Raw genomic sequence first — 25,695 nt, 5'->3', positions numbered from 1 at the left:
GTACGGTTTCTGGTCGTACGGTTCTGGGCGTGCGGGCGTACCGCGTGGGGCCCGGCTCCTCAGGGCCGTCCGGGGGGTGTCATCCGGCCGGACGCGGTGGCGGCGACGTGGCCGTGCACCGTGGCGGCGTGGGCCCGGCCCTCGACGAGGTCGACGGTGCACGAGAGTGTGGCGGGGCGGCCCAGGTTCTCGCCCTGGCGGACCCGGTAGCTGTGGCGGCCTTCGGTACCGGGCAGCGCCTTCTCCCGGGCGAGCCAGACACCCAGTCCCAGTGCGGCGGAGGCGCAGGCGGGGTCCTCGGGCATGCCGTAGCCGGGGGCGAACACCCGGACGCGGGCCGTGTGGTTCGCGGCGTCCCAGGTGACGAGCACCGCGTCCGCGCAGTCCGCCCAGGCCGGGTCCCGCAGGTCGGCCGAGGCGCGCTCCAGGGCCTGTGCGTCCACCGGCAGGACGTGGAACGCCGGTCCGAAACCGGCCAGTTGCGCGGCGCCCGTCAGGTCGGCGTCCGTCAGACCGCACGCCGCCAGCAACGGGCCGGGGTCCCACTGCGGCAGCGCGAGCGGCTCGCCCGCGACGCGGACCGTGGAGCCGTCGGCCCCCGCGATCACGGTGAGCTGCCGCCCGCCGCACTCCTGCACCGCCTCCCCGGCCGCCAGCCGCCCGGCGCGCACCAGCGTGCTCGCGGTGCCCACCGCACTGTGCCCGCCGAACGGCGACTCGCCCGCCGGAGTCATCACCCGCACCCCGTACGTCGACCCCGGCAGGCTGGGCGGCACCACGAAGGCCGTCTCGCTCAGGGCGGTCTCCCGGGCGACGGCGAGCATGTCCGCCGTCGAGAGCCCTGCGGCGTCCGGGACCACGCCGAGAGCGCAGCCGCCGTACGGGGTGTCCGTGAACATGTCGACGATCTCGTACGCGATCAACGTCCCTCTCCTTCGTCGTGGCGGTCCTCGCCGTCGCGGGGGTCCCCGCCCGGCGGGTCCTTCACGGGTACGGTGCGTGCCGCCGTCTCCCGCCCGGGGCGGAGCACTTCCTCCGCCACGGCCTCCAGCACCCGCAGGTCCCCCTGGTACGGGAAGGACGCGCGCGGCCAGTGCACCACCAGGTCGGTGATGCCCAGTTCACCGAAGCGGCCCACCGCGTCCCGGTAGGACTCGACGGAGTCGAGCACCCCGCCGACCAGGGCGCCGGTCAGCAGCAGCCGGTTCAGCGTGGCCGGGTCCCGGCCGGTCGCCTCGCACGCCGCGTCCAGCCGGTCCAGTTGCCGGGCGATGTCCGCCACCGTCTTCTCGTAGGGCAGGGCGTCGAAGCGGCCCGGGGGACCGGCGGTGACCCAGGTGTCCGCCCGCCGGGCCGCGAGCCGCATGCCGCGCGGGCCGGTCGCGGCGACGGCGAACGGCACCCGGGGCCGCGTCAGGCACCCGGGGTTCACCGGCACGTCCTCGAAGGCGTAGTGCTCACCCGCGTACGAACTGCTCCTCTCGGTCAGCAGCCGGTCCAGCGCCTCGACGAACTCGGCGAAACGGTCGGCGCGTTGACGCGGGGTCCGCTCGGTGGGGTCCACCACCCTGTCGTCCAGGCCGCCCGCCCCCGCGCCCAGCCCGCAGACGAAACGGCCCTGGGCGATGTCCTCCAGCGACATCACCTCCTTGGCCAGCGTCACCGGGTGGCGGTAGGTGGGCGTGGCGACCATCGTGCCCAGCGTGATCCGCGAGGTGACGGCCGCCGCGGCGGCCAGGGTGGGCACGCTCGCGAACCAGGGCTCGTCCCGCAGCCACCGCCACATCAACTGGTCGTAGGTCCAGGCGTGGTCGAAGCCCAGGCGCTCGGCCAGCACCCACTGTTCGCGCGCCCGCGACCAGCGCTGCTCGGGCAGGATCACCACTCCGTGCCGCACGCGTACCTCCTTGGTTCCCTCGTCGTGTCCTGCGTGTACCGCGTGTCCTGGTGCCGTGTCCGACGCCGTCCGGTCAGGGCGCGCTGTGGTGCAGCACCCTCGGCCTGAGCTGCGCGGCGGCGGCGTCGATCCGGCCCAGGACGGTCGCGAAGCCCTCCTCGTAGCCCTGCCGCACGTCGTCGCCGCGCAGCTCCTCGGGGAAGGCGGCGTCCTCCTGCGGAGTGAGGCCGGGATAGAGCCCGTTGGTCGCCGCGTCCTGCGTGATCGCGCGCAGCCGGGACCGCAACTGGTCGACCAGCTCGGTCGCGTCGACCGGTGCCCGCAGGGTCAGGAAGTAGTGGTCGTAGAGGAGCGCCTGGGTCTCGGGGCGGGTCGGCGTGATCTCCGTGGCCGACTCCTGGAGCAGCGACCGGCCGCCCGGCACCAGCTTGGCCGCCACCCCCGCGTGCACGCTGTGGTACCTGCGCACCGCCTTCTTCAGCCGTTCGGCCTCCGGCGTTCCCTCCCACTCGGTCTTCTTCCCCCGCAGCAGTGAGCGGACGGGCACGAAGTCGGGTGCCCAGGTGCCGCTGAAGCTGCGGTGCTGGAGGTACATGCTGGGCCGGATGACGCTGCCGTAGACGTCTGCGGGGCAGGAGCTGGTGTACAGCAGCATCGCGGTGTAGGCGTCGGTGAGGTCCGTCATCGCGCACAGGGAGGGCGCGGGATCGGAGCTGGACCGGGCCTGGTGCAGGGCGTGCGCGGTCAACTGCCAGATGGCGAAGGTCGCCTGGTGGCCGGTGATCCAGCGGAACCAGAACAGCTGGTGGGAGATCTCCTCGGCGGCGAGGGCCGGTCCGGTCCGCGGGCCCGGTCCGCCGAGGTCCACCCGGGCGGGGTCGGCGGGCCGCACCGCGGATATCGCGGTCTCGGTCCCGGGCGTCGGCGGCTCGGGCAGCGTCAGCGGCTCCAGGCCGTACGGGAAGTCCCCGAAGTCCCAGCCGTCGGGCACCGGCAGTTCGGTGACGGTGCGTTGGACACGCGTGCTCATCGGTCTCCTCCTGGCGGTGTGTACGTGAACTCGAACTCCAGGCCGTTGACGTCCAGGACGTAGCAGCTCTGGACGCCGTCCGCGTCGACGACGATCTCGGTGGGCAACTCGTCACCGGCGAAGGTGAAGCGGCCGGACTCGTACAGCCGGAGCCAGCGCTCGCGCCAGGACCGCAGCTCCTCGGGGGAGCCGGTGGCCAGGCAGATGTGCTGGAACTGGCGGGTGTTGGCGCCGGGGACGGTGTCGTCGTGCCCGGTGCGTTCGAAGAGGTGGAAGCGCAGACCGGCCACCATCACCTCGGTCAGCCGGGTGATGCCGGGCAGGCGGCTCAGCGTCAGGTCGCAGAAGGTGTCCAGCGTCCAGTTGGTCCGGCAGCCGAAGAACTCCTCGTACCAGGCGGCGCAGTTGTCGAGGTCGGCCGTCTGCACGCCCACATGGTGCAGTTCCGGTACGAGTACGAGATCGACGTCCGTCGGTCGGTCTTTCGTGGTCCCGGTTCGCGGCAAGGTTCTGCGCTCCTCTCATTGCGGTCAGGCCAGAAGGGATGGAGGTGCTTTTCTCTTCTCAGTTGCGTTCTCGGTTACGCAGGCGATTTCCCGGAAATCCCGTCGACTAACCGACGGAAATAAGTGGAAGATGTGAATCCGCAGATTTTCCAAAATCTTTTCCGGCCGGGTACCGGATTTCCTCCCCACAGGGAACACTGGAGTCATGACACAGAATCAGTGGAGTGCGGTGGACGGCTACTTCGACGCGGTTCTCGGTGCCGAGGACCCCGCGCTGGCCGCCGCCGCCCAGGCACACATCGGATTCGATCTTCCCGATATCGGGGTCTCCCGCTCGCAGGGAAAGCTGCTGCATCTGCTGGCCCTCGTCCAGCGTGCCGAGCGCATTCTGGAGATAGGCACCTTCGGCGGGTACAGCTCCATCTGGCTCGCCCGCGCGCTGCCGCCCGGCGGACGGCTGGTCACCATCGAGTGGGAGCGCTCGTTCGCCGAGACCGCCGCCGGCCACCTGGAGCGGGCCGGCGTCGCCGACCGTGTCGAGCAGAAGGTGGGCCGGGCGCAGGACATCCTGCCCGAGCTCGCGAAGAGCGCGGAGCAGCCCTTCGACCTGGTCTTCATCGACGCCAACAAGCCCGACACCCCGGAGTACTTCGACTGGGCGCTCGAACTCTCCCGGCCCGGCGGTGTGATCGTCGTCGACAACGTCGTGCTCGGCGGCGCGGTCGCCGACGCCGACAACCCGGACGGCGGCGTCCGCGGGATGCGGCGCTTCCACGAGAAGGTGGCCGCCGAGCCCCGGGTGAGCGCCACCACGATCCAGACGGTGGGCGCCAAGGGCTACGACGGCTTCACCCTGGCCGTGATCCTGCCCGACACCGACACCGACACCCGGTCCCCGGCGCCCGACCTGCCCTGACGTCCGGCGGGAGGCCGGCCCCGCGGGGGCGGCGGCGCGGTCTCCCGCCGCCCGTCGCCCCCGTCGGCGTGCCGCCCCGGCGCTCATGTCTGGTCGGGCCCGATCAGGTCCGGCGCGGTCCAGCCGTCCAGGTCGTACTCCGCCATGCACTCCTCGGCGAAGCCCCGGTAGTCGTCGACCAGGCCGGACGCCGTCTGCGCCATCAGGAGCTCGATGCGCACGTTCTCGTGGTTGCCCGAGTAGTTGCGCTCGTACAGCTCGTGGCGGCCCGCGAACTCCGTGCCCACCGAGTCCCAGATCAGCTTCATCAGCTTGACCCGCTCCACCGAGTCGTATCCGTTCGACCCCCGCATGTACCGGTCCAGATGCGGGCGCAGTTCCGGGTTCTTGAAGTCCTTGGCGTGTGAATTCAAGTAGATGAGGCCGCTGCTGAGGTCCTGGAGAATGATCTCGCGGACGCGCGGATATCCGATCGTCATGAACCACCGGTACGCCATTCCGTAATCCAGGTTCGGCAGCAGACCGCCGTCGTGCCAGCCGTTCGGATTGTGCGCCATCGCGTCACTGAGACCCCAGAACATGTTCCGCCAGGCGAGCACTTCGCCCACCCGGGTCTGAATGCCCCGGAAATCCTTTGTCCCGGTCACGTCGAGCCCCTTGAGCAGCAGACCGGCCAGGAAGTCGAGTTTCACCGCGAGCCGGGTCACCCCGTGGAAGGTGAGCCGGTGGGTGAACCCGGACGTGTTCAGGAAGGTGCCGGCCTTGGCGGTGTCGCCGTAGATGAAGACGTTCTCCCAGGGGATCTTCACCTTGTCGAGGATGAAGACGGTGTCGTTCTCGTCGAGGCGGCTCGACAGCGGGTAGTCGAACGGGCTGCCCATCCGGCTCGCGGCCAGCTCGTACGACTGGCGGCAGATCAGCTTCACCCCCGGCGCGTCCATCGGCAGCGTCGCGACGAGCGCGAACTCCTTCTTCTTCACCGGCAGTCCGTAGTGCGCGACGAAGTTGAAGTGGGTCAGCGCCGACCCGGTGGCGACCACCTTCGCGCCGCTGACCACGAGGCCGTCGTCGCACTCCTTCTCGACGTGCACGAACACGTCGTCGACCTCGTCCGGCGCCCGGTTGCGGTCCACGGGCGGGTTGATCACCGCGTGGTTCCAGAACAGCACCCGCTCCTGCGCCTCCGCGTACCAGCGCCGCGCGTTGTCCGCGAACTCCCCGTAGTAGTCCGGGTTCGCGCCCAGCGTGACGAGGAAGCTCGCCTTGTAGTCCGGGCTGCGGCCCATCCAGCCGTACGTCATCCGGGCCCAGCGGGCGATCGCGTCCCGGTCGCCGACCATGTCCTCCACACTGCGCGGGACCCGGAAGAACTTGTGGGTGTAGCCGTCGCTGCCGGTGTCCGTGGGCGTGGTCAGCGTGTCGTGGTGCTCCGGGTCGTGCAGCGCGTCGTACAGCCGCGCGGTCATCCGGGCGGTGTTGCGGAACGCCGGATGCTTGGTGACGTCGTCGACCCGCTCCCCGTACGCCCATATCTCCCGGCCGTCGCGGAGGCTCTCCAGGTACTCGTCGCCGGTCATCGGGCGTGTCGTGCGGCGCGGTCCGGTGTCCCCGGCGCTGCCCCCGGTGGTGCCGGGGGTGTCCGTCGTGCCCGTGCTGTGCGTCGTGTCCGTCATGTGCGTCAGTCCCCTGTCCTGTCCGCCCTGTTGGGCTCGTCGTGTACCGGGAGGTGCGCCACCGGGTCCATGCCGTCCAGGCACAGCGACCAGGCGACGAGCGAGTCGTCCGGCACCAGTTCCGGGAAGGCCCCGCCGTGGAACAACAGCGGTCGCCCCGGGCGGCTTTCGAACTTCTCCACGCTCCCGATGTGCAGCGTGTGGTCGCCGCCGTCGTGCAACTGCCAGGGCCGGCAGACCAGATGGGCCACCGTGCCCGCCAGCCGCGGGTGCGGACCCTGCTCGTCCACCCACGGCACCGGCTCCGCCATGGGCCGTCCGGCGAAGTGCATCGCCAGGTCGCGCTGCGAGGCGTCGAGGATGTTGACGACGTAGTCGCCGTCCTCCCGCAGCAGCGCGTCCGCCCGGCTGCGCCGGTCCAGTGCCACCAGGGCCAGCGGCGGGTCCAGCGACACCGAGGTGAAGGCGTTGACCGTCGTGCCGTGCACGAGGTCGCCGCGGCGACAGGTGATCACCGTGACCCCGGTCGCGAACTGGCCCATGCAACTGCGCAGGGCACGTGGGTCGACGGGGCGCGGCGCGGTGTCCACGCCCCCTCGCTCAGGCATGCTCATGGGTCCCCCTGGACTCCCGGGGGCCGGTGCCGTGTACACCGGCCACGTGGCTGTCGTGGCTGTCGTGGACGTCGTGGCTGTCGTGCACGTCGTGGACGTCCGGCCGGTGTGCCGTCGCCGGTGCCAGAGCGCCGGTCAGCAGGTCGGCCAGGATGCCGGGGCCGTCCTGGGTCAGGAACGACTCCGCGTGGAACTGGATCGTGGACAGGGCGGGCCCGCGCAGCGCGATCACCTCGTCGCCGAAACGCTGCACCTGGACCGGGCCGCCGCCGAACGGCGGGCGCAGCCAGTCCCCGTCGGCCCGCGCGACGTAGCTGTTGTAGAAACCGGCCATGCGCTGCCTGCCCCACAGCGGGACCCGCAGCCGCCTGCCCTGCGCCGGGTCGGGCAGTCGGGTCACCCGCAGCCCCAGCAGGGTGCACACCGCCTGGTGCCCCAGGCAGACCGCCGCCAGCGGCAGACCGGCCGCGAGCCGTTCGGCGGCCGTGGCCCGCAGCGCGCGCACGCGGGGGTTCGCCCCGTCCCGCGGGTCGCCGGGACCCGGACCGAGCAGGACCACGCCCGGCGCTCCGGCGACGCCCGCACGCGCCGCCCGGGACCAGGGCACCAGGCGCACCACGCAGCCCAGCGCCCGCAGTTGGTGGGCGAGCATCGAGGTGAAGCCGTCCTCGGCGTCGACGACGGTGACCAGGGTGCCCGCGACGGACCGGGCGGCGGGCGCGTCCGCGGTCCCGTGCAGCCAGAACGCCGCCAGCCCGTCGTTGCGGGCGGCCAGCGCGCCTTGCACCGGCCCGGCCTCGGCCAGTTCGGTGGCGGGCGCGGGCACGGGGGTCTTCGCCGACCGCCGCCCCGACAGGGCGTCCAGCAGGCCCGACAGCTTGGCGGTGGTCTCCGCCGTCTCGTTCGCCGGCACCGACTCCCGGACGACACTGGCGCCCGCCGTCAGCCGCACGGAGCCGTCCGCCCCGAGGTCCGCGGTGCGCAGGAGCAGCGCCGCGTCCATCCGACGCCGCCCGCCGGTGCGGCCCAGCAGGGCGACGACGCCGCTGTAGTAGCCCCGGCCGTGCGGCTCGTACCGTTCGACCACCCGGCAGGCGTTCTCCACCGGGCTGCCCGTCACCGTCGGCGCCGGCATGGTGGTGCGCAGGATCTCGGTGAGCGGGCGGTCCGAGCGGCCGGAGAGGTAGTACTCGGTGTGCGCGAGGCGGGACATCCACTTAAGGGAGGGGCCGCTGACCCGTACGCCGTCGTCGCACAGGGCCGTCATCATCTTGAGTTCCTCGTCGACGACCATGTAGAGCTCGTCGGTCTCCTTGGGGTCGCTCAAAAAGCGCAGCAGCCCCGGCAGGTCCGCGCCGGTGCGCGGGTAGCGGTAGGTCCCGCTGATCGGGTTCATCTCCACCCGCTCGCCCCGCACCCGTACCTGTTGCTCGGGGGTGGAGCCGATGAAGTACCGGTCGCCGGTGAAGACCAGGAACGTCCAGTACGCGCCGGTCTCCGCCGTCATCAGCCCGCGCAGCACCGCGAGGGCGGCGGTGCGGTCGAAGGCGCGGATCCTTCCGTGCAGACTGCGGGCCAGGACGAAGTTGGAACCCTCGCCGCGGTGGATCTCCCGGTGGACGATGCCGTCGACCGCCGCCGCGTAGCCGTCGTCGTCGATGTCGAAGCGGGTCTCCTCCACCTGCGGCGCCCGGTCCGGAAGGCAGGCCAGTAACTGTTCGAGAGGGACGTGCCGGTGCTCGCGCACCTCCATGGCGAGCAGCGGTTCGCCGTCGTCGGGGTGGGCGAACCCGCGTTCCCGGATCTGCCGGTACGGAGCCAGCACCAGGGTCTCCGTGTCGTCGGGGCCGCCGTCCGGGTCCGGTGCGAGGGCGTCCAGGTCGCTCGCGCGCCGTACCGGGCCGCTGAGGATCTCCACCGGTGCTGCCGGGTCGGAGCCGGGGCGGTGCAGTACCGCGAAGGGTTGGCCCTGCGGTGGCAGCAGTACGTCGAGGGACTGCGCCGGAGCGGGGGTGAGGGAGGTGGTCATGCCACGGCCCCCACCGGAAGCCGCCAGTGTGCGGCGGCGGCGACGGCCTGGACGAGGCTCAGCCGGGGGTCGCACAGGCTGCGGTAGCCCGGGCCGCGCTGAGGGCTGCGGCCCGCGCCCTCGCACTCGGATATGTCGTCGGGGGAGGCTTCCAGATGGAGGCCCGCGCAGTGCGCCCCGTTGTCGGCCAAGACGTCCACGCACTGCCGGATCTCGGACATGATCGCGTCGAGGCGGCGCGTCTTGAGCCCGTCGGGCGTCTTCACGGTGTTGCCGTGCATCGGGTCGCACATCCACAGCACCGGGTGCCCGGCGTGGCGTACCGCCCGTACCAGCGGGGCCAGTTCGGCGACCCGGCCCGCCCCGAACCGGGCGATCAGGGTCAGCCGGCCCGGGGTGCGGTGCGGGTCGAGCACCGCGCACAGGTCCAGCACCTCGTCGACCGTGGCCTCGGGCCCGATCTTGCACGCCACCGGGTTGTCCAGTTCGGCCATCAGCCGTACGTGCGCGGAGTCGGTCTGCCGGGTGCGCTCGCCGATCCAGGGCCAGTGCGTCGACGCCAGATAGCTGCCGTTGTCGGCGTGCCGCCGCACCTGGGGGAGTTCGTAGTCGAGGAGGAGGGCCTCGTGGCTGGTCCACACCCGGTCCTCGGGTGCCGCGCCCTCGCCGCGGCCGAGCCGGTCGAGGGCGTCGACGGCGCTTCGGGCGGCCTCCAGCCCGGTGACGACGCGGGACGGGTCGGGGGTGCGGTCCTCCTCGCGGGCGTCCGGCGCGTTGACGACCGGGCCGCGGAACACCGGGAGCCGCCCGCCGGGCACGCTCTCCCAGTCGTCGGAGCGGGGCTTGGCGAACTGCCCGGCGATCCGCCCGACGCGTACCACGGGCAGTCCGGAGCCGGTGCGCATGACGTCGCCGAGGACGTCGAGCATCTCCACCTTGCGGGCGACGTCGTGGGGTTCGCACTCGGTGGTCAGCTCCACGCAGTCACCGGCCTGGAGGAGGCAGAGATCGCCCTCGGCGGCCCGCGCGAGGAGCTCGTGCAGTTCGCGGACGCCGGTGTACGACACGAGGGGGGCCTCGCGGGCCAGCCGGTCGTGGACCGGGGGCAGGAGGGAACGGTCGGGCCACCGCGGCTGCTGACGGGCGGGGAGTCCGGCCACCATCGAGGCGATCAACGGGTCGTGTCCGGTCCCCGGAAAGGGATGTCGAGGCATGGCTGTCGGCCTTCGTTCGGAGGCGGCCCGTGGGGTGGGCGCCTGCGGTTGTCTGCGTGGGGGGAGCCGCCGGCCGGCCCGGTCTACGCGCTCGGGCGCCCGCCGGGGGGTCGGCGGTCCAGTTCACCGGCCGCTTCGAACCAGCGGATCATGCGGGTCAGGGAGCGGCGGTCGATGTCGGGCCAGTGCAGTCCGAGCCGGTCCAGGAGTCGGGTCGTGCGGTCGTTGGCGTAGGTGTTGTCACCGAGTTCCAGCGCCCCCTCCCGGAACAGCGGCACGGCCGCGGCGAGGGCGTTGCCCCCGGGGCGTCGGGCCGAGTCCTCCAGGCGGGTCAGCCACTCCTCGGCCGGGATCGTGTCGAGGCGGTGGCCGCAGTCGCGGACGGCGGCGTGCACGGGCGTGAAGTCGGAGCCCCGCGGGTGGAACAGGTGGTGGGTGGCACCGTCGGCGGACGCCTCGCGGGACAGGGCGTGCACGGCCCGGGCGACGAAGTCCACCGGCAGCAGGTCGGTGGTCAGCTCCTCGGCGGGCGGGGCCGAACCGAGTTCGATGAAGCTCTTGATCTGCCGCCACAGGAAGTCGTCGGCCTGGCAGGCGCCGGTGACGCTGTCCCCGGAGATCCGGCCGATGCGGTAGACGGTCACCGGCATCCCGCGGTCCCGGGCCAGCCGGGCGATGCCCTCGGCGACCCACTTGCTCTGCGTATAACCGATACCGAGTCCCTCACACGTGTCGGGCACCGCCTCCTCGCCGATCGGCCCGCCCTCGCGGCCGGGGGCGAACACGGCGACGGTCGACATGTGGTGCACGTGCTTGAGCCGTCCGGTGGCGGCGAACTCCAGCACGGAGCGCAGCCCGTCGACGTTGGTCGGCTTCACCGAGGCGTACGGCAGTACGAAGTTGATGTGCGCCGCCGCGTGGTGGACCGCCTCGACCGAACCGGCCAGCTCGGCGTGGTCCGCTTCGGACAGTCCCATCCGGTCCCGGCCGAGGTCGCCGGGGACGGCGCGCACCCGCTCCCAGTCGATCCCGTCGGCGATGCCGTACCGGTCGGCCGTGGTGTGCAGCCGGGCCAGCGCGGCCTGTGCGTCGTCGGCGCGCACCAGGCAGGTGACGGTGTGCCCGGGGACGGCCGCCAGTTCGCGCAGCAGCCAGCTGCCGAGGAAACCGGTGGCTCCGGTCAGCAGGAAGCGGGTCGCGTCGCCCGGCGGGACCGGTTCGCGCCCGTCGGGCCGGACGGTGTCCGCCAGGGTCACGTCGGCGCGCAGGTCGGCCGCGGGCTCCGTGAACGCGTCGGTGCCGCCCCCCTGCCGCTCTTCGATCCGCGCGGCCATGCCGGCCACCGTGGGGTTGTCGAACAGGGCCCGCAGCGGAATGTCCACCTCGAACAACTTCCGCAGCCGGTAGACGAGTTCGGTGGCGATGATGCTGTTGCCGCCCAGCGCGAAGAAGTCGCCGTCGCGGCCGGGGGAGCCGCCGCCCAGGATGTCCGCCCAGGCTTCGGCGATCGTACGTTCCGTCGCGGTCCGCGGCGGCGTGTCCGCCCCGGAGTCCTCCTCCCGGCGTGCGTCGCGCACCTCCCCGGCCAGCCGCCCGGCCAGCGCGGCCCGGTCGATCTTCCCGCTCGGCGTGGTCGGCAGCCGGTCCAGCCGGACGAGGTGCGCGGGCACCAGGTACTCCGGCAGCCGCTCGGCCAGCGCGGTCCGCAGTCGTACGCCGTCGTCGGCGCCCCCGCCCGTGACGGCGGCCACCAGCCGCCGGTCGCCCGGGCCGAACTCCACCGCCACCACCGCCGAGTCGCGCACCCCGTCGAGGGCGTCGAGGGCGGCCTCCACCTCGCTGGGCTCCACGCGGTAGCCGCGGATCTTGATCTGGTCGTCGGCGCGGCCCAGGTACTCCAGGTCGCCGCGCGCGTCGTACCGGACGAGGTCGCCCGTACGGTAGAGCAGCTCGCCCTCGGCGCCGTGGGGGTCGGGCAGGAAGCGGCGCGCCGTCTCCTCGGGGCGGCCCCGGTAGCCGGGCGACAGGTACGGGCCGCCGATGTACAGCTCGCCCGTGACGCCCTGAGGGAGGAGTTCGCGGTCCGGGCCCAGGACGCGCAGCCGCATCCCGTCGACGGCCCGCCCGATCGGCGGGGCCTCGGGCCAGCCGTCGGGGTCGCCGGACAGCTCGTGCCAGGTGGCGAGGTGGGTCTCGGACGGCCCGTACATGTTGAGCAGCCGGGCATGGGGGTGCCGGGTGAAGAACTCCCGGATCTGCGGGGAGACGACCAGCGCCTCGCCCACCGAGGTCACCTCGCGCAGCGCGTCGCAGCGGATGTCCTCCGCGACGGCGAGCGCCGCGAACCGCTGGAGTGCGATGTACGGCAGGTACAGGCGGGTGACCTTGTGCGCGGCGACGAAGGCGGCCAGCCGGTGCAGGTCCTTCTGGAGTTCGTCCGGGATCAGGGCGAGCGTTCCGCCGACGCAGAGCGTTCCCAGGATCTCCATGACGGAGACGTCGAAGGAGAGGGTCATGTACTGGAGGGTGGTGCCCGTCGCCCCGCACGGGGAGACCCGGTGCTGGGCGGCGACCAGGTTGCCGACCGTCCGGTCCCGGATGACGACGCCCTTGGGGGCGCCGGTCGACCCGGAGGTGTGGATCAGGTAGATCTCGTCGTCGGGCGTCCGGGTCGCACCGAGCGGCGCGGGGTCGGCAGCCGCGATCCGCTCCGCCTCCCGGTCCGTCTCCAACAGCCGTGTTCCGGACGGTAGTTGTGCTCCGGTGGTGCTGTCGGTGAGGACAAGGAGAGCCTCGGCGTCTTCGAGGACGTACGCCACCCGCTCCGGCGGATGGGACGGGTCCAGCGGGACGTAGGACGCCCCGGACTTCACGACCGCGAGCAGTCCCGCGACCATGTCGGGCGAACGGGGCAGCGCGAGGGCGACCCTGCGGCCCGCCGCCGCGCCCTCCTCCCGCAGGACCCGCGCGAGCCGCCCGGCCCGCTCGTCGAGTTCCCGGTACGTCCACGAGCGGCCGCCGTCGGTGACGGCCACGGCGTCCGGGGTGGCCGCCGCCTGCCGCTCGAACAGCTCGGCGACCGGCACCGGGTGCGCGGAGCGGTCCACGCGGTCGTCGTGGGCCAGCGCCTCCCGCTCCTCGTCGGCGGCGAGCAGACCGAGCTCGCGCACCGGGGTGTCCGGTGCGGCGTCGGCGAATTGGGTCAGCAGCCGGCCCAGCCGCTCGCCCATGTCCCGCGCGGTCTCCTCGTCGAAGAGGTGGGCGTCGTACTCCAGACTGGCGTGCAGCCCGTCCGCCTCCCTGGCGAACACCACCGACAGGTCGTACTTGGCGCCGTGCGCCATGTCCCGCCGGACGGTCAAGGCGGTTCCGTCGTGGGTGACCTGGGCGGAGCCGGGGTCGGTGAGCACGAGCATCGTCTGCACGACCGGCGTGTGACCGCCGGTGCGGTCGGGCCGCAGCCGCTCGACGACCTTGTCGAAGGGGGCCCACTTCAGCCGCAGCGCGTCGGTCACCTCCTCGCGCGCCCGCCCCAGCACCTCGCGTACGGTCATCGCGCCCGCCACGTCCTGGCGCAGCACGACCATGTTGACGAAGTAGCCGACGAGGTCCTTGGTCTGCGGGTCGTCCCGCAGCGAGACGGGCGAGCCGACCAGGACCCGTTCCTGGCGGGACAGCTTGGCGAGGTACGTGCCGTACACCGCGAGCAGCGCCATGAACAGCGTGACGCCCTCGCGTTCCGCGAGCCGTTCCAGCTTCCTCGTCACGTCGGCCGGGACGTGCAACGGGACGGTGCCGCCCCGGTGTTCCTGGGTGGCGGGCCGCGGCCGGTCCGCGGGCAGGGTGAGCACCGGCAGTTCACCGGCGAGCCGGTCGGCCCACTCGTCGAGCAGGTGAGCGGTGCGTTCGGGGGTGAGGTGCGTGCGGTGCCAGTGCGCGAAGTCGGCGTACTGCGGGCGCCCCGGCACGGCCTCCACCGGCAGGTCGCGTCCGATCCGGTCGTAGGCGTCGAGGAGTTCGCGCAGGAAGATCCCGGCCGAGGCGGCGTCGGACGCGATGTGGTGGATGTTGCAGACGATCGCGCTCTCCTCGCCCGGACCGAGCGCGCAGGTCACGGAGAGCACCGGCCCGTGCTCCAGGTCGAGGCGCATGTTCGCCACCCGCTGGGCGAGCGCGTCGAGTTCCTTGTCGTCGGCGTAGTGCTCGACGCCGTAGTGGAAGGCCGTGTCCTTGTCGGAGACGACCTGGAGGAGCCGGGCGTCACGCAACGCGTAGGTGGTGCGCAGGACTTCCTGGCGGCGCAGTACTCCGGCGACGGCCCGGCGCAGCCGTTGTCCGTCGAGCCGCAGCGGCAGCCGCGCCAGGAACGGCCCGTTGTACGCCTGGGGGGTCGGCAGGTACTGGTCGATGAGCCAGATGCCGCTCTGCCCGAACGAGGCCTCCGCAGTGTTGTCGCTGCGCGGCGCGGACCCGGCCGTCAGCTCCTGCCCGGCGGAGCCGGACCGGCCCTGTGCGAGCCGTCCGGCCACCGCCGCCGCGCTCTCCGCGCCCGGCCCGCCGACGGACGGCGGGCCGACGGCGAAGACGGCCCGCAGGACCGTGTCCAGTTCGGCCAGCAGCGCGGGGTCGTCGCAGTGGTCCGAGAAGGGCTCGTCCGGTCCCAGGCCGGGGGAGTGGAGCGTTCTGCGGGCCAGGTCCAGAATTGCCGTGATCAAGGGGTCGTTCACGGGTTTGCCACCCTCCGCGGACGTTCGGGCCACCGGCGTGGCGTGCCGGTGGCTGTCGGGCACTGTGTCAGCCGTGCGCCTACGAAGAGGTGGTGGCGGCCTGGTCGCGGGACGTCTCGATGAAGCGCGCGAGCTGCTCGACCGTGCCGTGCCGGAAGACCGACTCGGTGGTGATCTCGATCCCGAATATCTTCTGGAGACGGGAGGCCAGCTGCACGAAGTGGAGCGAATTCCCGCCGTGTCCCAGGAATGAGTCGGTGGTCGAGAACTCATCCATGCCGGATATGTCGATCCAGGACTGGAGGATGACGGCTTCGAGGGGATTCTGCATGGTCTTCTCGCCTTTCTCTGATGTCGAGTTCGGGTTCTTCTGGGATTTCTGGTTCTTGGGGGATTCCACGGTGAGCGCGGTGCGGTCCACCTTCCCGTTCACATTCGTCGGCATTTTCTCCAGATGCCGGAACGTGGAGGGGACCATGTGGGACGGCAGGTCCGCGGAGAGCCGCCGGACCAGGTCCCCGGGGTCGGCCGGGCGGCCGTCGGGGGTGGTGTAGAAGGCGACGAGCCGCTTCTCGCGGGTGTCGTCGTCCTCGAACGCCTTCACCGCGGCGTCCGCGACTCCGTCGAGGGCGCGCACCGCCAGCGTCACGGCGCTGGTCTCCACCCGGAACCCGCGGATCTTCACCATGCTGTCGGACCGCCCGACCAGCACGATGTCGCCGTTCTTGTTCCGCCGCGCGAGGTCACCGGTGCGGTAGAGCAGTCCGTCGCCGCCCGGGTCCCGGGTGAACTTCTCGGCAGTCAGCTCCGGCTGGTCGGCGTACCCGAGGGCCACACCGGCGCCCCCCACGCAGAGTTCGCCCACCTCGTCGGTGTCGCAGGGGCGCAGCGCCGGGTCGTAGACGTCCAGCGTGACCGCGGGCAGCGGCTGTCCGATCGGGACGACGCCCGCGCCGTCGACGTCATCGGGCGAGGTCAGCGGGTGCAGGGCGGTGATGGAGGAGTTCTCGGTGCAGCCGTAGCCGTTGTAGATGACCGCGTCGGTGTGCGCCAGGGCCCGGCGCAGGTGGCCGGGGGAGGGGAAGTCGCCGCTGAGCAGCACGATCCGTACCGGGCGCAGGCACTCCGGTTCCTGGTCGACCAGGGCGTTGAACAGGCCGCAGGGGAGGCTCAGTACGGTCGCGCCGCGCTCCTCGACGGCCTCCCGCAGCACCGGCAGCGAGGGCAGTCCGGGGGGCATCGGCAGCAGGGTGGCGCCGTGCAGGAACGCGAGCCAGATCTCGATGGTCGAGGCGGCGAAGGAGAAGGCGGCCGACTGGGTCAGGCCGTCGTGGGAGGTGATGTCGAGGGGGCCGCTGTGCGGTCCCAGCCGGGCCAGACCGCGGTGCGCGATCCGTACGCCCTTGGGCCGCCCGGTGGAGCCGGAGGTGTACATGAGGAACGCGGTGTCCTCCGGCCCGGTGCCGGGGTCCGGGTCGCCGTCGGGGAGCCCGTCGCTGCCGCGGACCAGGTCGTCCCCGGCGAGCGCGGTGCGGCGGGCGTCGGGGGGCAGGTCGGCCGGGTCGTCGCAGATCACCGGCGACGGGCGGGCCTCGTGGAGGAGACGGGCGAGGTACTCCGTGGGGTGGGCCGGGTCGAGCGGTACGACACAGGCGCCGGCCTTGAGAACGGCGAGGAGGACCGCGTAGAGGTCGGGGGAGCGGCGCATGTGCACTCCGACGCGGTCGCCTCTGGTGACGCCGAGGTCCTTGAGGCGCCGGGCCATCCGGTTGGCCCGCCGGTTGAGACGGTCGTACGTGACCTGCTCCGCGCCGTCCGCCAGGGCGATGGCCCCGCCGTGTTCGCGGACCGTCCGTTCGAAGAGGGTGGTCAGGACGAGCGGTGGGGCCGACGCAGGCGGACTTCCCGTGCGTAATCCCGTGCGTAATGTCGTCCCTGCGGGATTCTTTTCCATGAGCGCTGATCTCCTCGGGGTGGGGCCGGAGGAAGGACTCCCGATCGGTTTCCCGGTGCGCACGCGGCGCATTTCGCGGGGGACCTGATGCGGGCTGGTGCATTGTCAGCGGAGAAAGCCAAGAAATGTGATTTCCCTATGGAAATCAACTAATCACGATTCTGTATCGATGTCAAATGCCTGTACTGGTCCGCAGGTTGGGCGCGCTTTATGGTGCGTAATCCGCGCACGCCGACCGGCGGAATGGGGCGTGCGGGGCTGCCCCGTCTCCGTTGTCGTCTGGTATGTCCCGTGTGCCCGGCCGGTGAGGGTCCGGTGCGGGTTGGCCGGTACTCGTCAGTGACCGGCCCTCGCAGTCCGGTACCCCGGGTTCGCGCGCTCACGCCCCCCGATGGTGTCCTCAGGGAAAACATCTCCCGGCGACCGCGACGACCCCGGCGCGCGACCCCTTGATACCTTGGCACCTTCCCCCACCGGTCACCCCCCGTACGGGAAGCGTTCATGACTCCACGAGACGGCTCGACCCCCACCCATCGTCCGCAACCGACCGTTCTGCAAGCAGCCCTGACCCACCTTCAGTGCCTGCTCGTCGCGCGCCGGTCCCGCGTCAACCCCGAAGGTGTCAACTGGCACCAGTACGACGTCCTCGAACTCCTGCGGGCGCGCGGCTCCATGCGGCCCTCCGAGCTGAGCGACGTGCTGGAGGTCTCCCGGCAGACCACGTCCAAGACCTTGCGTGTGCTGAAGGACCTGAAACTGGTGAAGCAGGTGACCGCCGGAGAGGACCGGCGCGAACTGAGCACCTCCCTCACGCCCGAGGGTCACCTGTTCCTCGCCCGGGTCGCGCGCGGCCACCACGACGTCGGGCAGCTCGCCGCCTCGGTACTCACCGAGGGCGAGAGCGCCCTGTTCGCGGAACTCTGCGAGAAGGTGGCCGCGGCCATGGAGTCCGAACAGGCCCGATGACGTGCCCCGGTGCCTCGCCGGAGGTTCCCTCGTTGCACCGTGCATGAACGATGTGCACCCCGCCGCCCCTCACTCCCCCGTCCTCGTCCTCGGCGCCCGCGGCATCACCGGCCGCCGGGTCGCCGCCCGGCTCCGTGACGCGCACCACCCGGTCCGGGCCGCCTCCCGCGACTCCGCCGTCGCCTTCGACTGGCACGACGACACCACCTGGGAACCCGCGCTCACCGGCGCCGAGCGCGTCTATCTGATGCTCCCTCATGAACTGCCGCTGGCACCGGACTTCGTCCACCGCGCGGTCGCGGCGGGCGTACGCCGGTTGGTCCTGCTGTCCAGCCGGGGCATCGAGGAGATGGGCGACGACCGGCTGATGGCCGCCGAACAGCTGGTCCGCACATCCGGGGTGGACTGGACGGTCGTACGCGCCGACTGGTTCAACCAGAACTTCGACGAGGGCATCTTCCGCGAGGCCGTCCTCGACGGCACGCTGGCACTGCCGCTGGGCGAGTGCCGCCAGACGTTCGTCGACGCGGACGACATCGCGGCGGTGGCCGTCGCCGCCCTCACCGAGGACGGCCACGCCGGCCACACCCACGAGGTGACCGGCCCCGAGGCCCTCTCCTTCGCGGATGCGCTGGCGTTGATCGGCGACGCCGCCGATCTCTCCGTCGACTTCCGCGGCGACCAGGACTCCTACCGCACCACCGGCCGGTCCCAGGGCCGCCCCGCCGAGGACGTGGAGCACGAGATCGCTGCCTACGCGGCCCTCGCCGCCCTCGGCGACGCCCACCCCACGGACACCGTCCTCCGCATCACCGGCCACCCCCCGAAGCGCTTCGCCACCTATGCGAAGGAGGTGGCGGCGGCGGGCGGATGGCCGGGCAAGGAGTAGCAGGACGGCGTCCTGCGGGGGCACGTCCTCGTCGTGGTCGAGGCGGCGGCCCGCGAACGCCGACAGGCAGTCCGGGCTGCGGGCGAACCGCGCTGCGGGGTCGGGCGCTTCGACCAGGGCGGTGACGGTGACGGTCCCGGCTGTTGTCGTGCCGGCTGTTGTCGTGCCGTCTCTTGTCGTGCCATCGCGCACGTTTCGACCCGCTGTGGGGGGACACCCGACCGAACAGCGGCACAGCACGCAGCCGACTACTTCACCCCAGGGAGCTGATCATGGCAGCAGACGAGAAGGCCAAGGCCAAGACCGAGCAGGCCAAGGGCGCGGTCAAGAAGACCGCCGGCGGCGCGGTCGGCAACCAGCGCCTGGAGAACGAAGGCCGCGCCGAACAGGCCAAGGGCGACGCCCGCCAGGCCAAGGAGAAGGGCAAGGACGCGCTGAAGGACTGACCTTCCGCACCGTCCGCACAGCCGGACAGGCCCGGGTCGGCCCACAACAGGGCGGCCCCGGCCGAAGGACTCAGGCCGTGCCGCCCGACCGGAATGTCCCGCAGGGGATGTTCGGGCGGGCGGCACGGCCTGCGTCTCTTTCGTCACCGTGCCCGGGCCAACCGCGCGATCCGTACCGGCGCGGAAGACGTTCCGGGTGGGGCTGACCGGGGATACCACCGTCCGTTGACGAGCAGGACAGCCCGCCCGGTCGCGGCAGCACCAGCGGGCAGCGCGCCCCGCCGAACGCCATGTATCTCGCTCCGCCGGTCGGCGCGGGTGCATGAAGCACGATCTCGGGGAACCCGTGTGCTGGGAACGTTCTTCCCCCGCACCCGCCGACGCACCGGAAGGCTCCGCCGCCATGATCACGCCTCACCCCCAGGTCCTGCGTGACCTCCTCTCCCGCTACGCGACGGCTCGGCTCGCGCACGAGGAACACCCCGGCGACAGGACCCGACGGGTGCTGGAGGACGTGTCCTACACGCTATGCGTCACCACGGCCACCACCGACGTCCCCCACGCCCTCGCCGCCGCCGAGATCCTGCTGGGCGGCGCAGCCTCGCCGGTGCGGGAACCGGCAGGAGAACCGGCGCGAGAAGCAGAAGCGCTCGCCGCCGCCTGACGCCGGTCTTCGGCCCGGTGCACGGCCGGGTGGCGGCAGCGCGCGGGCCGGTTCGGGAGCCGCCTCTTCTGGCGGCCGACCTCGTGTGATTCTATTTGCCGTACGGCAAGAGTTTAGACGGCAACGGCCCCGGGGTTCCGACCGATCCGCAGTCGTCCCAGGCGCGAGGGGCGCGGGATGAAGATCAGCAACAGGACGCCGCTGCCCTGGGCGGCCCCGGTGGCGCGTTGCCCCGGCGACGGCCCCGCGGTCGGGGTCGGCTCCTCCCGTACGACGTGCCCCTGCTCCCGCACCACGCGGCATGGGGCTGCGCGATGACCGCGAGCAGGCCGTCGGCACGTGCGGCAACGGCGCTGAGCACGATGCCCGCGCTCCGGCAGGAAGCCCGGCGCCTCGCCAGGATCTGCCGTCTCGCCCCCGACACCGTCGCGCGGCTCGTGCTGACGGTCAGCAGCCTGGCCGCGAGCACCCTGCGCGAAGGGCGCTCCGTCACTCTCGGCGTGGACACCGGCGTGGCCCCGCCCCCCGCCGCAGGACATGCCGTCCTCACCCTGGAAGGGCTGAACGCCACGGGCCAGCCGGTCCCGACGGACCTCCCTCTCCCGCCCGCGCACACCCGGCCGCACTCCGTGACGTGGCACCTTCCCCTGCCGGACCGCCCGGGGCCCTTCCTTCCCTCGCCGCGGGCCGGATCGCCGACGGCTTCGGACACCGACGCCGACGCCGATGCCTACGAGACGGAGCTGCGGGCCGCACTCGCGCGCCTGGACGGGCTCGAACGCCAGCAGCAGCTCCTGGAGGACGAGCTGTCGGAGACGAACGACGGCGTACTCGCCCTCTACCTGCAACTCGAAGAACGCGAAGAGCAGTTGCGGTGGGCCCAGGGCCAGACCCTGCTCGCGATGGAGGACGCGCTGCGCCCCGCCGCCGTGTCGGTCGCGGGGCTGGAGCTGGCCGTCCACTACGCGCCGTCCGACCCGGCGGCCCCGACCGGCGGCGATCTCTACGACTGGTTCCAACTCCCCGACGGTACGGTGCACATCACCGTCGTCGATGCCCTCGGGCACGGCATCGGCAGCACCAAGAGCGCCCTGTCGGTGACCCATGCCGTACGCACGCTGGCACTGGAGGGCCACCCGCTGGAGTCGATCCTGGCGCGCGTGGACCGCCAGCTCTCCCCGATCGTGCCCGGTTTGCAGGCCACGGCCCTGCTGGCCCGGCTCGATCCGGCAACGGGTGCGCTCACGCTCGCCAGCGGCAGCCACCCGCCCGCCCTGCTGCTGCGCGCGCACGACGGCACCACCGCGTTCCTGTCCGCCCGCGGGCGGGGCGTGGGGTATCCGCTGCCGGGCAGTGAAGTCCTGCGGCACGAGGTCCTGGCACCGGGGGACCTCCTCGTCCTCTATACGGACGGACTCACCGAGAGCCGCCGCGACCCCCTGGAGGGCGAGGCCCGGCTGGTCGCTGCCGCCCGTCGGCACGCGAACCTGCCGCTGGCGGAGATCCCGGCCGCGATCGCCGCGGACATGCACACCGTCGTCCTGCACGCCGACGACACCCTCGCCCTCGCCCTGCGCCGCACCCCGCGGCCCCCGCACCCCCGCCAGACGTTTGCCGTTTGACAACAATGACCATTGGCAACATTCTTGCGTCTGGTTTCGGAACCGCCGCCACCGCCGGCGGGGCGACGGTCCGCCGACGCAGGACGAGAGGGGCCGGGGTGCACCAACTCATCTGCCGCGCCGCGGCGTTGCCCCCGTGGCTAAGCGGTCCGGGGCAGTACGTGGTGAGCAGCCGTCAGATCCGCGGCACGGCGTGTGTCCGCGGGTCTTTCGCCTCCTTCGCCGCCCGGCTCCGGACTCGGGGCCGCGCTCGCCCGGGCGGCCGCACGTGCGGTCGCGGCGTCGTGGGCCTTGCGGAACGCGGCCAGCCCGCTCATCAGGGCGTCCCGCTCCTGCGCCGTCATCGCCGCCAGGGTCGAGGCGAGCTCCTCCTCACGGTGGGCGCGCAGCTCGGAGAGGTAGGCGCGGCCCAGAGAGGTGATCCGCAACGTGACCTCACGGCGGTCGGTGCTGCTGAAAGAGCGGTGCAGGTAGCCGATGGCCTGGAGCCGGTCGCACAGCCGGCTCGCCGATGACGGGGCGGCGCCGATCTGCCTGCCGAGATCGCGGAGATTGATGCCGTCCTGCTGGTCGAGGGTGTAGAGCACACGGAGCTGTGAGGTGGACACCGGCGCGGTCGGCACCGCGTCCCGGCCCCGTTCCCACAGCATCTCCAACTGCTCGACCACCGCCCGTGCCGCCTCCGCGGTCCTGCCGTCCGCGAGGTCCGCAGCAGCCGGTTCCATTCTCCGCACCGTGAATCTCCGATTCAGCCCGTCGGCGTCCCTACCGACCGGGCGCTCAGTCTGCCAGTCAAACTGTACGAAGGTCGAACCCTTCGACCCCCCAAGAAAGGCCCTGCCGTCCATGGACCGCTTCGCCACCGCCGCTCGGGCGCTGCACACCGCGCTGCCCCACGCCCTTGTCGACACGGTCCGTGCCGTCTGCGCCGACCAGTACGGGGCGACCGACGTCGACCTGTGGATGGCGGACTACGCCATGACCATGCTCCAGCCCGTCACCGTCCCGCCGTACACCGCGCAGCCCGTCCCGATCCGCTCCAGCGACCCCGGGCGCGCGCTGGGAGCACAGGAGCCCTTCGTCTGCAAGGCCCGCTACCCGAAGCCGGCCCGCGCACACCTGTCCCGTCCGACGAAACCGCTGGCCAAGCAACCCGAGCCCGGGTCCGCCGTGACGGCCCACCTGCCCGTCAGCGTCCGCGGCGACCGGCTCGGCGTGCTGTCCGTCACGCTGCCCGACGGCCGCCACGAGCCCGCGGACCTGTCCGAGCTCCAGCAACTCGCGGACGTACTCGCCCATGAGCTCGTCGTCGCAGACCGCGACACCGACCTCTACCTCCAGGCCCGCCGGGCCACCCGCCTCACCCTCGCCGCCGAGATGCAGTGGCAGCTCCTGCCCGGCCGCTCCTGCACCCGCCCCGAGTACACCCTGGGCGCCCAGCTGGAACCCGCCTACGCCATCTACGGCGACAACTTCGACTGGGCCACCACCGCCGACACCCTCACCCTCACCGTCACCAACGGCATGGGCGACGGCATCAAAGCGGCCCTCCTCACCAACCTCGCCATCAACGCCCTGCGCAACGCCCGCCGCGCCGGACTCTCGCTCGCCGACCAGGCCGCCCTCGCCGACCAGGCCCTCTACGCGGAGCACCAGGGCGCCCAGCACGTCGCGGCCCTGCTCTTCGAGTTCGATCTGGCCACCGGCGCCTTCGAGGTCATCGACGCGGGCTCCCCGAAGATCTGGCGCCTGCGCAAGGGCACGGCCGAACCGATCGAGCTCGAAGCCCAACTGCCGCTCGGCATGTTCGAGGACACCCCCTACATCCCCCAGCACCACACCGTCGAGCCCGGCGACCGGCTCCTGATCGTCAGCGACGGCGTCTACGCCTCCGCCTCGGAGCACGGCGAGCTGTTCAGCGCCCGCCCCCTCACCCGGGTCCTCTCCGAAACCCGGCTCCTGCCCGCCACCCAGGTGCCGCAGGCCGTCCTGGAAGCACTCGCCGCCCACCGCGTCCCCGGGGCGGACAGCGACGACGCCATGATCATCTGCCTCGACTGGCACGGACGCCCCACCCCCGCTCGGGCCACACCGGCGACCTGAGACGCGAGCGAACGGGAGGAGCCATGGCTGTACTGACGACGTTGAGTACGCCCGAGGGGTTCGTGCTGAGGGAGTGGCGGGAGGAGGACGCCGCCTTCCTCGCGGCGACCTGCTCCTCGTCCCCGGAGCTGGCCCGGCAGATCGGGGAGGCACGGGACGAGGCGGAGGCCCTGGACTGGATCGCTCGATGCCACGGGCGGCGGGCCACGGGCACGGCGTACGCCTTCGCCGTGACGGACGGCGACGCGGGCCCGGTCCTGGGCAACGTCGCCGTCTCCGCCGTGAACCGTACGCACGACAGCGGCTGGATCTCGTACTGGACGGCGGAGGCCGCCCGGGGGAGAGGCGTCGCGGTGGCGGGAACCCGGGCGCTGGCGGACTTCTGCTTCGGTGAACTCGCGCTCCACAGGCTGGAGTTGGGGCACCGTACGAACAACCCGGCGTCGTGCGCGGTGGCCCTGCGGGCGGGCTTCGCCGTCGAGGGCCTGGAGCGGGACAAGCTGCGCTACGGGGAAGCACGGTACGACGTGGAGCGGCACGCCCGGCTGGCGACGGACCAGGGCTTCGGCGCACACGGTGGTCGACCTGTGGTGCCACCGCCGCACCAGCCCGCACGGTGACCGGACGTGGCTGGGCCGAGGAGGGCGCTCCGGGACGCCGGGGGCGGTCCCTTCGTACGGCCGGCCGTTGCGGGCCCTACGGTGTACGGCGCTCCTTGACGCACGTCGGGTCCTGCACCGGCAGCCGGCCGGTGGCCAGGTAGCGGTTGACCTCGTCGTCCACGCAGGTGCTGCCGTAACGACCGAAGAGACCGTGCCGGTTGGCGCCCCGCAGGGTGACCAGCCGGGAGCTCGGCAGGAGGTCGTGCAGGGCGACGCTGCTGCGGTAGGTGGTGCGCGGATCGCCGGTGGCGGCCACGATCAGGGCCGGGGCGTCGTGCCGTACCCGGGTGGGCCGTTCACGCGGCCGGTCCCAGAAGGCGCACGGGCCGATGTTGTGGGTCATCGGCCCGAACAGCGGATGCGCCGCCCGGCTGCCCTGGATTTCCAGCCAATACGACCGGGGGTCCCGCGGGGCGCCCACGTCCCCGCAGAGGACCGCGTGCTGGACGCCCGAGGGTTCGCTCCCGCCGTACAGCAGGTAGCGCAGCGAAGCGGCGAACTCCGCCGGGAGCGCTGTCGGCGCCGCTCCCTCGGCGGCCCGGGCCAGTACCGACATCTGCTCGCTGAAGGAGGCCCGGGCCGGGTCGGTGTCGTCGGCGGTGGCCGTGAAGAGGAGCGCGGGCACCTGGGTGTCGTCGAGCCGGAAGGCGTCGGTGCCGGTGCCGATTTCCAGCGGCTTGCGCGCGGACGCTGCCACGATCCGGTCGACGGCCGCGAGCACGTCGTCACGGGTACGGCCCAGGCGGTAGGTGGTGTGGCGCTCCGCCGCCCAGGCGGCCCAGTCGGCGAGGGCCTGCTCGTTCTCGGCCTCGGAGCCCTTCAGCATGCGGGGGCCGTAGTCGTCCGGGGCGAACGCGCCGTCGAGCACCACCCGGTCGAACCGGCCGGGGAACATCTGGGTGTAGACGGTGCCCAGATAGGTGCCGTACGAGTAGCCGAGATAGGAGATCTTCCGCTCGCCGAGTGCGGCGCGGATGACGTCCATGTCGCGGGCGGTGTTGCGGGTGGTGATGTACGGGAGCACCGAGGGCGGCGGTGTCCCCGGGGTGTACGGGAGCGCGGACGCCCCGGCGGAGCGGCACTGGGCGGACAGGCGTTTCTGCAAAGAGACTTGGCGGTCGAACCCCGCCCGGTCCGCCCCGGCGGAGAACCAGGCGCTTCCGACGGGCCAGCGGCAGTCCAGGGGAGTGCTGCGGCCGACGAAGCGCGGGTCGAAGCCGACGATGTCGTACCGCGGGCCGACGTCCTTCATCGCCTGCCGGATGACCGGCGGGACCGCGAGGGCCGGACCGCCGGGGCCGCCGATGTTGATCAGGAGGGTGCCGATGCGGCGTCGGGTGTCGGCGGCCTTCAGCCGGGAGACCGCCACCGTGATGGTGCGCCCCTGGGGCGCGGAGTAGTCCAACGGCACGGTCAGGTCGGCGCATTGCAGGCCCGCGCTGTCCATGGCGCGGCCCGTGGTGTCCTGGGAGTTCCCGGCGCAGCTGCTCCAGGCGGGGCGCTGCTCGTAGAAACGGCCGAGCGGGGCTCCGGAGACCTCGTCGGCCGGAGAGTCCGCGGCCGAGGCCAGGGGCGGGACCGTGCTGAGACAGGCGGCGACGGCCAGTGAGACGCAGGAGGCGCGGAGCACGGAGGAGCGGAGAAGGGACAAGGGGGCTCCGAAGGTTGCCGGTACGGGTTGCCCCGAGGCTAGGAGTCAGCCCCGCCCGCGCGCGTCGCCCGCGCGCACGAGGACCTCGGTCCCGCCCGGCACGCGGCTTGGGACCAGGGGCCCGGTCGGCGT

Annotated in this window: 20 protein-coding genes; 8 read left to right on the top strand and 12 right to left on the bottom strand. The window is 72.4% G+C overall.

All coding sequences use genetic code 11. From position 1 onward, the window contains the following. Positions 1-59 precede the first annotated feature (59 nt). The 4 genes from ACIO3O_RS00975 to ACIO3O_RS00960 form a co-directional block, all read right to left on the bottom strand. On the bottom strand, positions 60-923 hold the full coding sequence (locus tag ACIO3O_RS00975; protein ID WP_401740287.1) for a PhzF family phenazine biosynthesis protein: 864 nt from the start codon (positions 921-923) through the stop codon (positions 60-62). Continuing rightward, entirely contained in the window at positions 920-1,897 is a 978-nt protein-coding gene (locus tag ACIO3O_RS00970; protein WP_401740284.1) for an LLM class flavin-dependent oxidoreductase, read from the bottom strand. Before ACIO3O_RS00970 ends, ACIO3O_RS00975 begins: the two co-directional genes overlap by 4 nt. A gap of 73 nt (positions 1,898-1,970) precedes the next feature. Then, positions 1,971-2,927 (bottom strand): hypothetical protein, encoded by a 957-nt coding sequence (locus ACIO3O_RS00965; protein WP_401740283.1) that lies wholly within the window; start codon positions 2,925-2,927, stop codon positions 1,971-1,973. After that, on the bottom strand, positions 2,924-3,433 hold the full coding sequence (locus ACIO3O_RS00960) for a VOC family protein (RefSeq protein ID WP_401740280.1): 510 nt from the start codon (positions 3,431-3,433) through the stop codon (positions 2,924-2,926). The genes ACIO3O_RS00965 and ACIO3O_RS00960 overlap by 4 nt, the downstream gene beginning before the upstream one ends. Before the next feature lie 205 nt (positions 3,434-3,638). On the opposite strand from ACIO3O_RS00960, the gene ACIO3O_RS00955 reads away from it, so the two are divergent. Next, positions 3,639-4,349 (top strand): O-methyltransferase, encoded by a 711-nt coding sequence (locus ACIO3O_RS00955; RefSeq protein WP_401740278.1) that lies wholly within the window; start codon positions 3,639-3,641, stop codon positions 4,347-4,349. Positions 4,350-4,432: 83 nt separating this feature from the next. On the opposite strand, the gene ACIO3O_RS00950 is transcribed toward ACIO3O_RS00955, so the two are convergent. From ACIO3O_RS00950 to ACIO3O_RS00925, 6 genes are all read right to left on the bottom strand, one after another. Beyond that, positions 4,433-5,926, bottom strand: a complete 1,494-nt coding sequence (locus ACIO3O_RS00950; RefSeq protein ID WP_401741815.1) for a 4-hydroxyphenylacetate 3-hydroxylase family protein — start codon at positions 5,924-5,926, stop codon at positions 4,433-4,435. Positions 5,927-6,027: 101 nt separating this feature from the next. After that, positions 6,028-6,630, bottom strand: a complete 603-nt coding sequence (locus tag ACIO3O_RS00945) for a flavin reductase family protein (RefSeq protein ID WP_401740275.1) — start codon at positions 6,628-6,630, stop codon at positions 6,028-6,030. After that, entirely contained in the window at positions 6,623-8,665 is a 2,043-nt protein-coding gene (locus ACIO3O_RS00940) for a chorismate-binding protein (protein ID WP_401740273.1), read from the bottom strand. Before ACIO3O_RS00940 ends, ACIO3O_RS00945 begins: the two co-directional genes overlap by 8 nt. Further along, the gene (locus ACIO3O_RS00935) at positions 8,662-9,879 is read right to left on the bottom strand and encodes a 3-deoxy-7-phosphoheptulonate synthase (RefSeq protein WP_401740270.1); all 1,218 of its coding nucleotides are present in this window, start codon (positions 9,877-9,879) and stop codon (positions 8,662-8,664) included. Before ACIO3O_RS00935 ends, ACIO3O_RS00940 begins: the two co-directional genes overlap by 4 nt. Before the next feature lie 83 nt (positions 9,880-9,962). Beyond that, positions 9,963-14,606: an amino acid adenylation domain-containing protein gene (locus tag ACIO3O_RS00930; protein ID WP_401740269.1), complete on the bottom strand. Its 4,644-nt coding sequence runs from the start codon at positions 14,604-14,606 to the stop codon at positions 9,963-9,965. A gap of 79 nt (positions 14,607-14,685) precedes the next feature. After that, positions 14,686-16,560: an amino acid adenylation domain-containing protein gene (locus ACIO3O_RS00925; RefSeq protein WP_401740266.1), complete on the bottom strand. Its 1,875-nt coding sequence runs from the start codon at positions 16,558-16,560 to the stop codon at positions 14,686-14,688. A gap of 501 nt (positions 16,561-17,061) precedes the next feature. Here ACIO3O_RS00925 and ACIO3O_RS00920 point away from each other — a divergent pair. The 5 genes from ACIO3O_RS00920 to ACIO3O_RS00900 all read left to right on the top strand — a co-directional run bounded on the left by ACIO3O_RS00920 (position 17,062) and on the right by ACIO3O_RS00900 (position 21,147). Next, positions 17,062-17,526, top strand: a complete 465-nt coding sequence (locus ACIO3O_RS00920) for a MarR family winged helix-turn-helix transcriptional regulator (protein WP_401740263.1) — start codon at positions 17,062-17,064, stop codon at positions 17,524-17,526. 43 nt (positions 17,527-17,569) lie between these two features. Beyond that, complete coding sequence (locus ACIO3O_RS00915) at positions 17,570-18,415, top strand: SDR family oxidoreductase (RefSeq protein ID WP_401740260.1); 846 nt, start codon at positions 17,570-17,572, stop codon at positions 18,413-18,415. A 272-nt stretch (positions 18,416-18,687) separates the two neighbouring features. Continuing rightward, entirely contained in the window at positions 18,688-18,861 is a 174-nt protein-coding gene (locus ACIO3O_RS00910; RefSeq protein WP_401740258.1) for a CsbD family protein, read from the top strand. A 403-nt stretch (positions 18,862-19,264) separates the two neighbouring features. Beyond that, positions 19,265-19,525, top strand: a complete 261-nt coding sequence (locus ACIO3O_RS00905; RefSeq protein ID WP_401740256.1) for a DUF5133 domain-containing protein — start codon at positions 19,265-19,267, stop codon at positions 19,523-19,525. A gap of 314 nt (positions 19,526-19,839) precedes the next feature. Beyond that, complete coding sequence (locus ACIO3O_RS00900) at positions 19,840-21,147, top strand: PP2C family protein-serine/threonine phosphatase (RefSeq protein WP_401740254.1); 1,308 nt, start codon at positions 19,840-19,842, stop codon at positions 21,145-21,147. Positions 21,148-21,287: 140 nt separating this feature from the next. Here the strand turns inward: ACIO3O_RS00900 and ACIO3O_RS00895 are convergent, their stop codons facing one another. Further along, on the bottom strand, positions 21,288-21,872 hold the full coding sequence (locus ACIO3O_RS00895; protein WP_401740251.1) for a MarR family winged helix-turn-helix transcriptional regulator: 585 nt from the start codon (positions 21,870-21,872) through the stop codon (positions 21,288-21,290). Positions 21,873-21,993: 121 nt separating this feature from the next. Here ACIO3O_RS00895 and ACIO3O_RS00890 point away from each other — a divergent pair, with 121 nt between their 5' ends. Beyond that, positions 21,994-23,250, top strand: a complete 1,257-nt coding sequence (locus ACIO3O_RS00890; protein WP_401740248.1) for a PP2C family protein-serine/threonine phosphatase — start codon at positions 21,994-21,996, stop codon at positions 23,248-23,250. 23 nt (positions 23,251-23,273) lie between these two features. Then, positions 23,274-23,870, top strand: a complete 597-nt coding sequence (locus ACIO3O_RS00885; protein ID WP_401740246.1) for a GNAT family N-acetyltransferase — start codon at positions 23,274-23,276, stop codon at positions 23,868-23,870. Positions 23,871-23,946: 76 nt separating this feature from the next. On the opposite strand, the gene ACIO3O_RS00880 is transcribed toward ACIO3O_RS00885, so the two are convergent. After that, positions 23,947-25,563 carry an alpha/beta hydrolase gene (locus ACIO3O_RS00880; protein ID WP_401740244.1) on the bottom strand — a complete coding sequence of 539 codons (1,617 nt, stop codon included), beginning with the start codon at positions 25,561-25,563 and terminating at the stop codon, positions 23,947-23,949. Between the last annotated feature and the right edge of the window lie 132 nt (positions 25,564-25,695).

Origin of the sequence: Streptomyces sp. NPDC087440, assembly GCF_044744005.1 — a bacterium.
Taxonomy (GTDB): domain Bacteria; phylum Actinomycetota; class Actinomycetes; order Streptomycetales; family Streptomycetaceae; genus Streptomyces.
The sequence above is the reverse complement of the archived record's forward strand: the minus strand, read 5'-3'. Positions and strand labels throughout refer to the sequence as shown.

Bases quoted from the DNA above. Each gene is read 5' to 3' on its own strand.
- ACIO3O_RS00900 (WP_401740254.1), top strand. From the start codon at position 19,840: ATGACCGCGAGCAGGCCGTCGGCACGTGCGGCAACGGCGCTGAGCACG.
- ACIO3O_RS00935 (WP_401740270.1), bottom strand. From the start codon at position 9,879: ATGCCTCGACATCCCTTTCCGGGGACCGGACACGACCCGTTGATCGCC.
- ACIO3O_RS00965 (WP_401740283.1), bottom strand. From the start codon at position 2,927: ATGAGCACGCGTGTCCAACGCACCGTCACCGAACTGCCGGTGCCCGAC.
- ACIO3O_RS00915 (WP_401740260.1), top strand. From the start codon at position 17,570: ATGAACGATGTGCACCCCGCCGCCCCTCACTCCCCCGTCCTCGTCCTC.
- ACIO3O_RS00905 (WP_401740256.1), top strand. From the start codon at position 19,265: ATGATCACGCCTCACCCCCAGGTCCTGCGTGACCTCCTCTCCCGCTAC.
- ACIO3O_RS00895 (WP_401740251.1), bottom strand. From the start codon at position 21,872: ATGGAACCGGCTGCTGCGGACCTCGCGGACGGCAGGACCGCGGAGGCG.
- ACIO3O_RS00920 (WP_401740263.1), top strand. From the start codon at position 17,062: ATGACTCCACGAGACGGCTCGACCCCCACCCATCGTCCGCAACCGACC.
- ACIO3O_RS00950 (WP_401741815.1), bottom strand. From the start codon at position 5,926: ATGACCGGCGACGAGTACCTGGAGAGCCTCCGCGACGGCCGGGAGATA.
- ACIO3O_RS00940 (WP_401740273.1), bottom strand. From the start codon at position 8,665: ATGACCACCTCCCTCACCCCCGCTCCGGCGCAGTCCCTCGACGTACTG.
- ACIO3O_RS00955 (WP_401740278.1), top strand. From the start codon at position 3,639: ATGACACAGAATCAGTGGAGTGCGGTGGACGGCTACTTCGACGCGGTT.
- ACIO3O_RS00890 (WP_401740248.1), top strand. From the start codon at position 21,994: ATGGACCGCTTCGCCACCGCCGCTCGGGCGCTGCACACCGCGCTGCCC.
- ACIO3O_RS00925 (WP_401740266.1), bottom strand. From the start codon at position 16,560: ATGGAAAAGAATCCCGCAGGGACGACATTACGCACGGGATTACGCACG.
- ACIO3O_RS00945 (WP_401740275.1), bottom strand. From the start codon at position 6,630: ATGCCTGAGCGAGGGGGCGTGGACACCGCGCCGCGCCCCGTCGACCCA.
- ACIO3O_RS00910 (WP_401740258.1), top strand. From the start codon at position 18,688: ATGGCAGCAGACGAGAAGGCCAAGGCCAAGACCGAGCAGGCCAAGGGC.
- ACIO3O_RS00885 (WP_401740246.1), top strand. From the start codon at position 23,274: ATGGCTGTACTGACGACGTTGAGTACGCCCGAGGGGTTCGTGCTGAGG.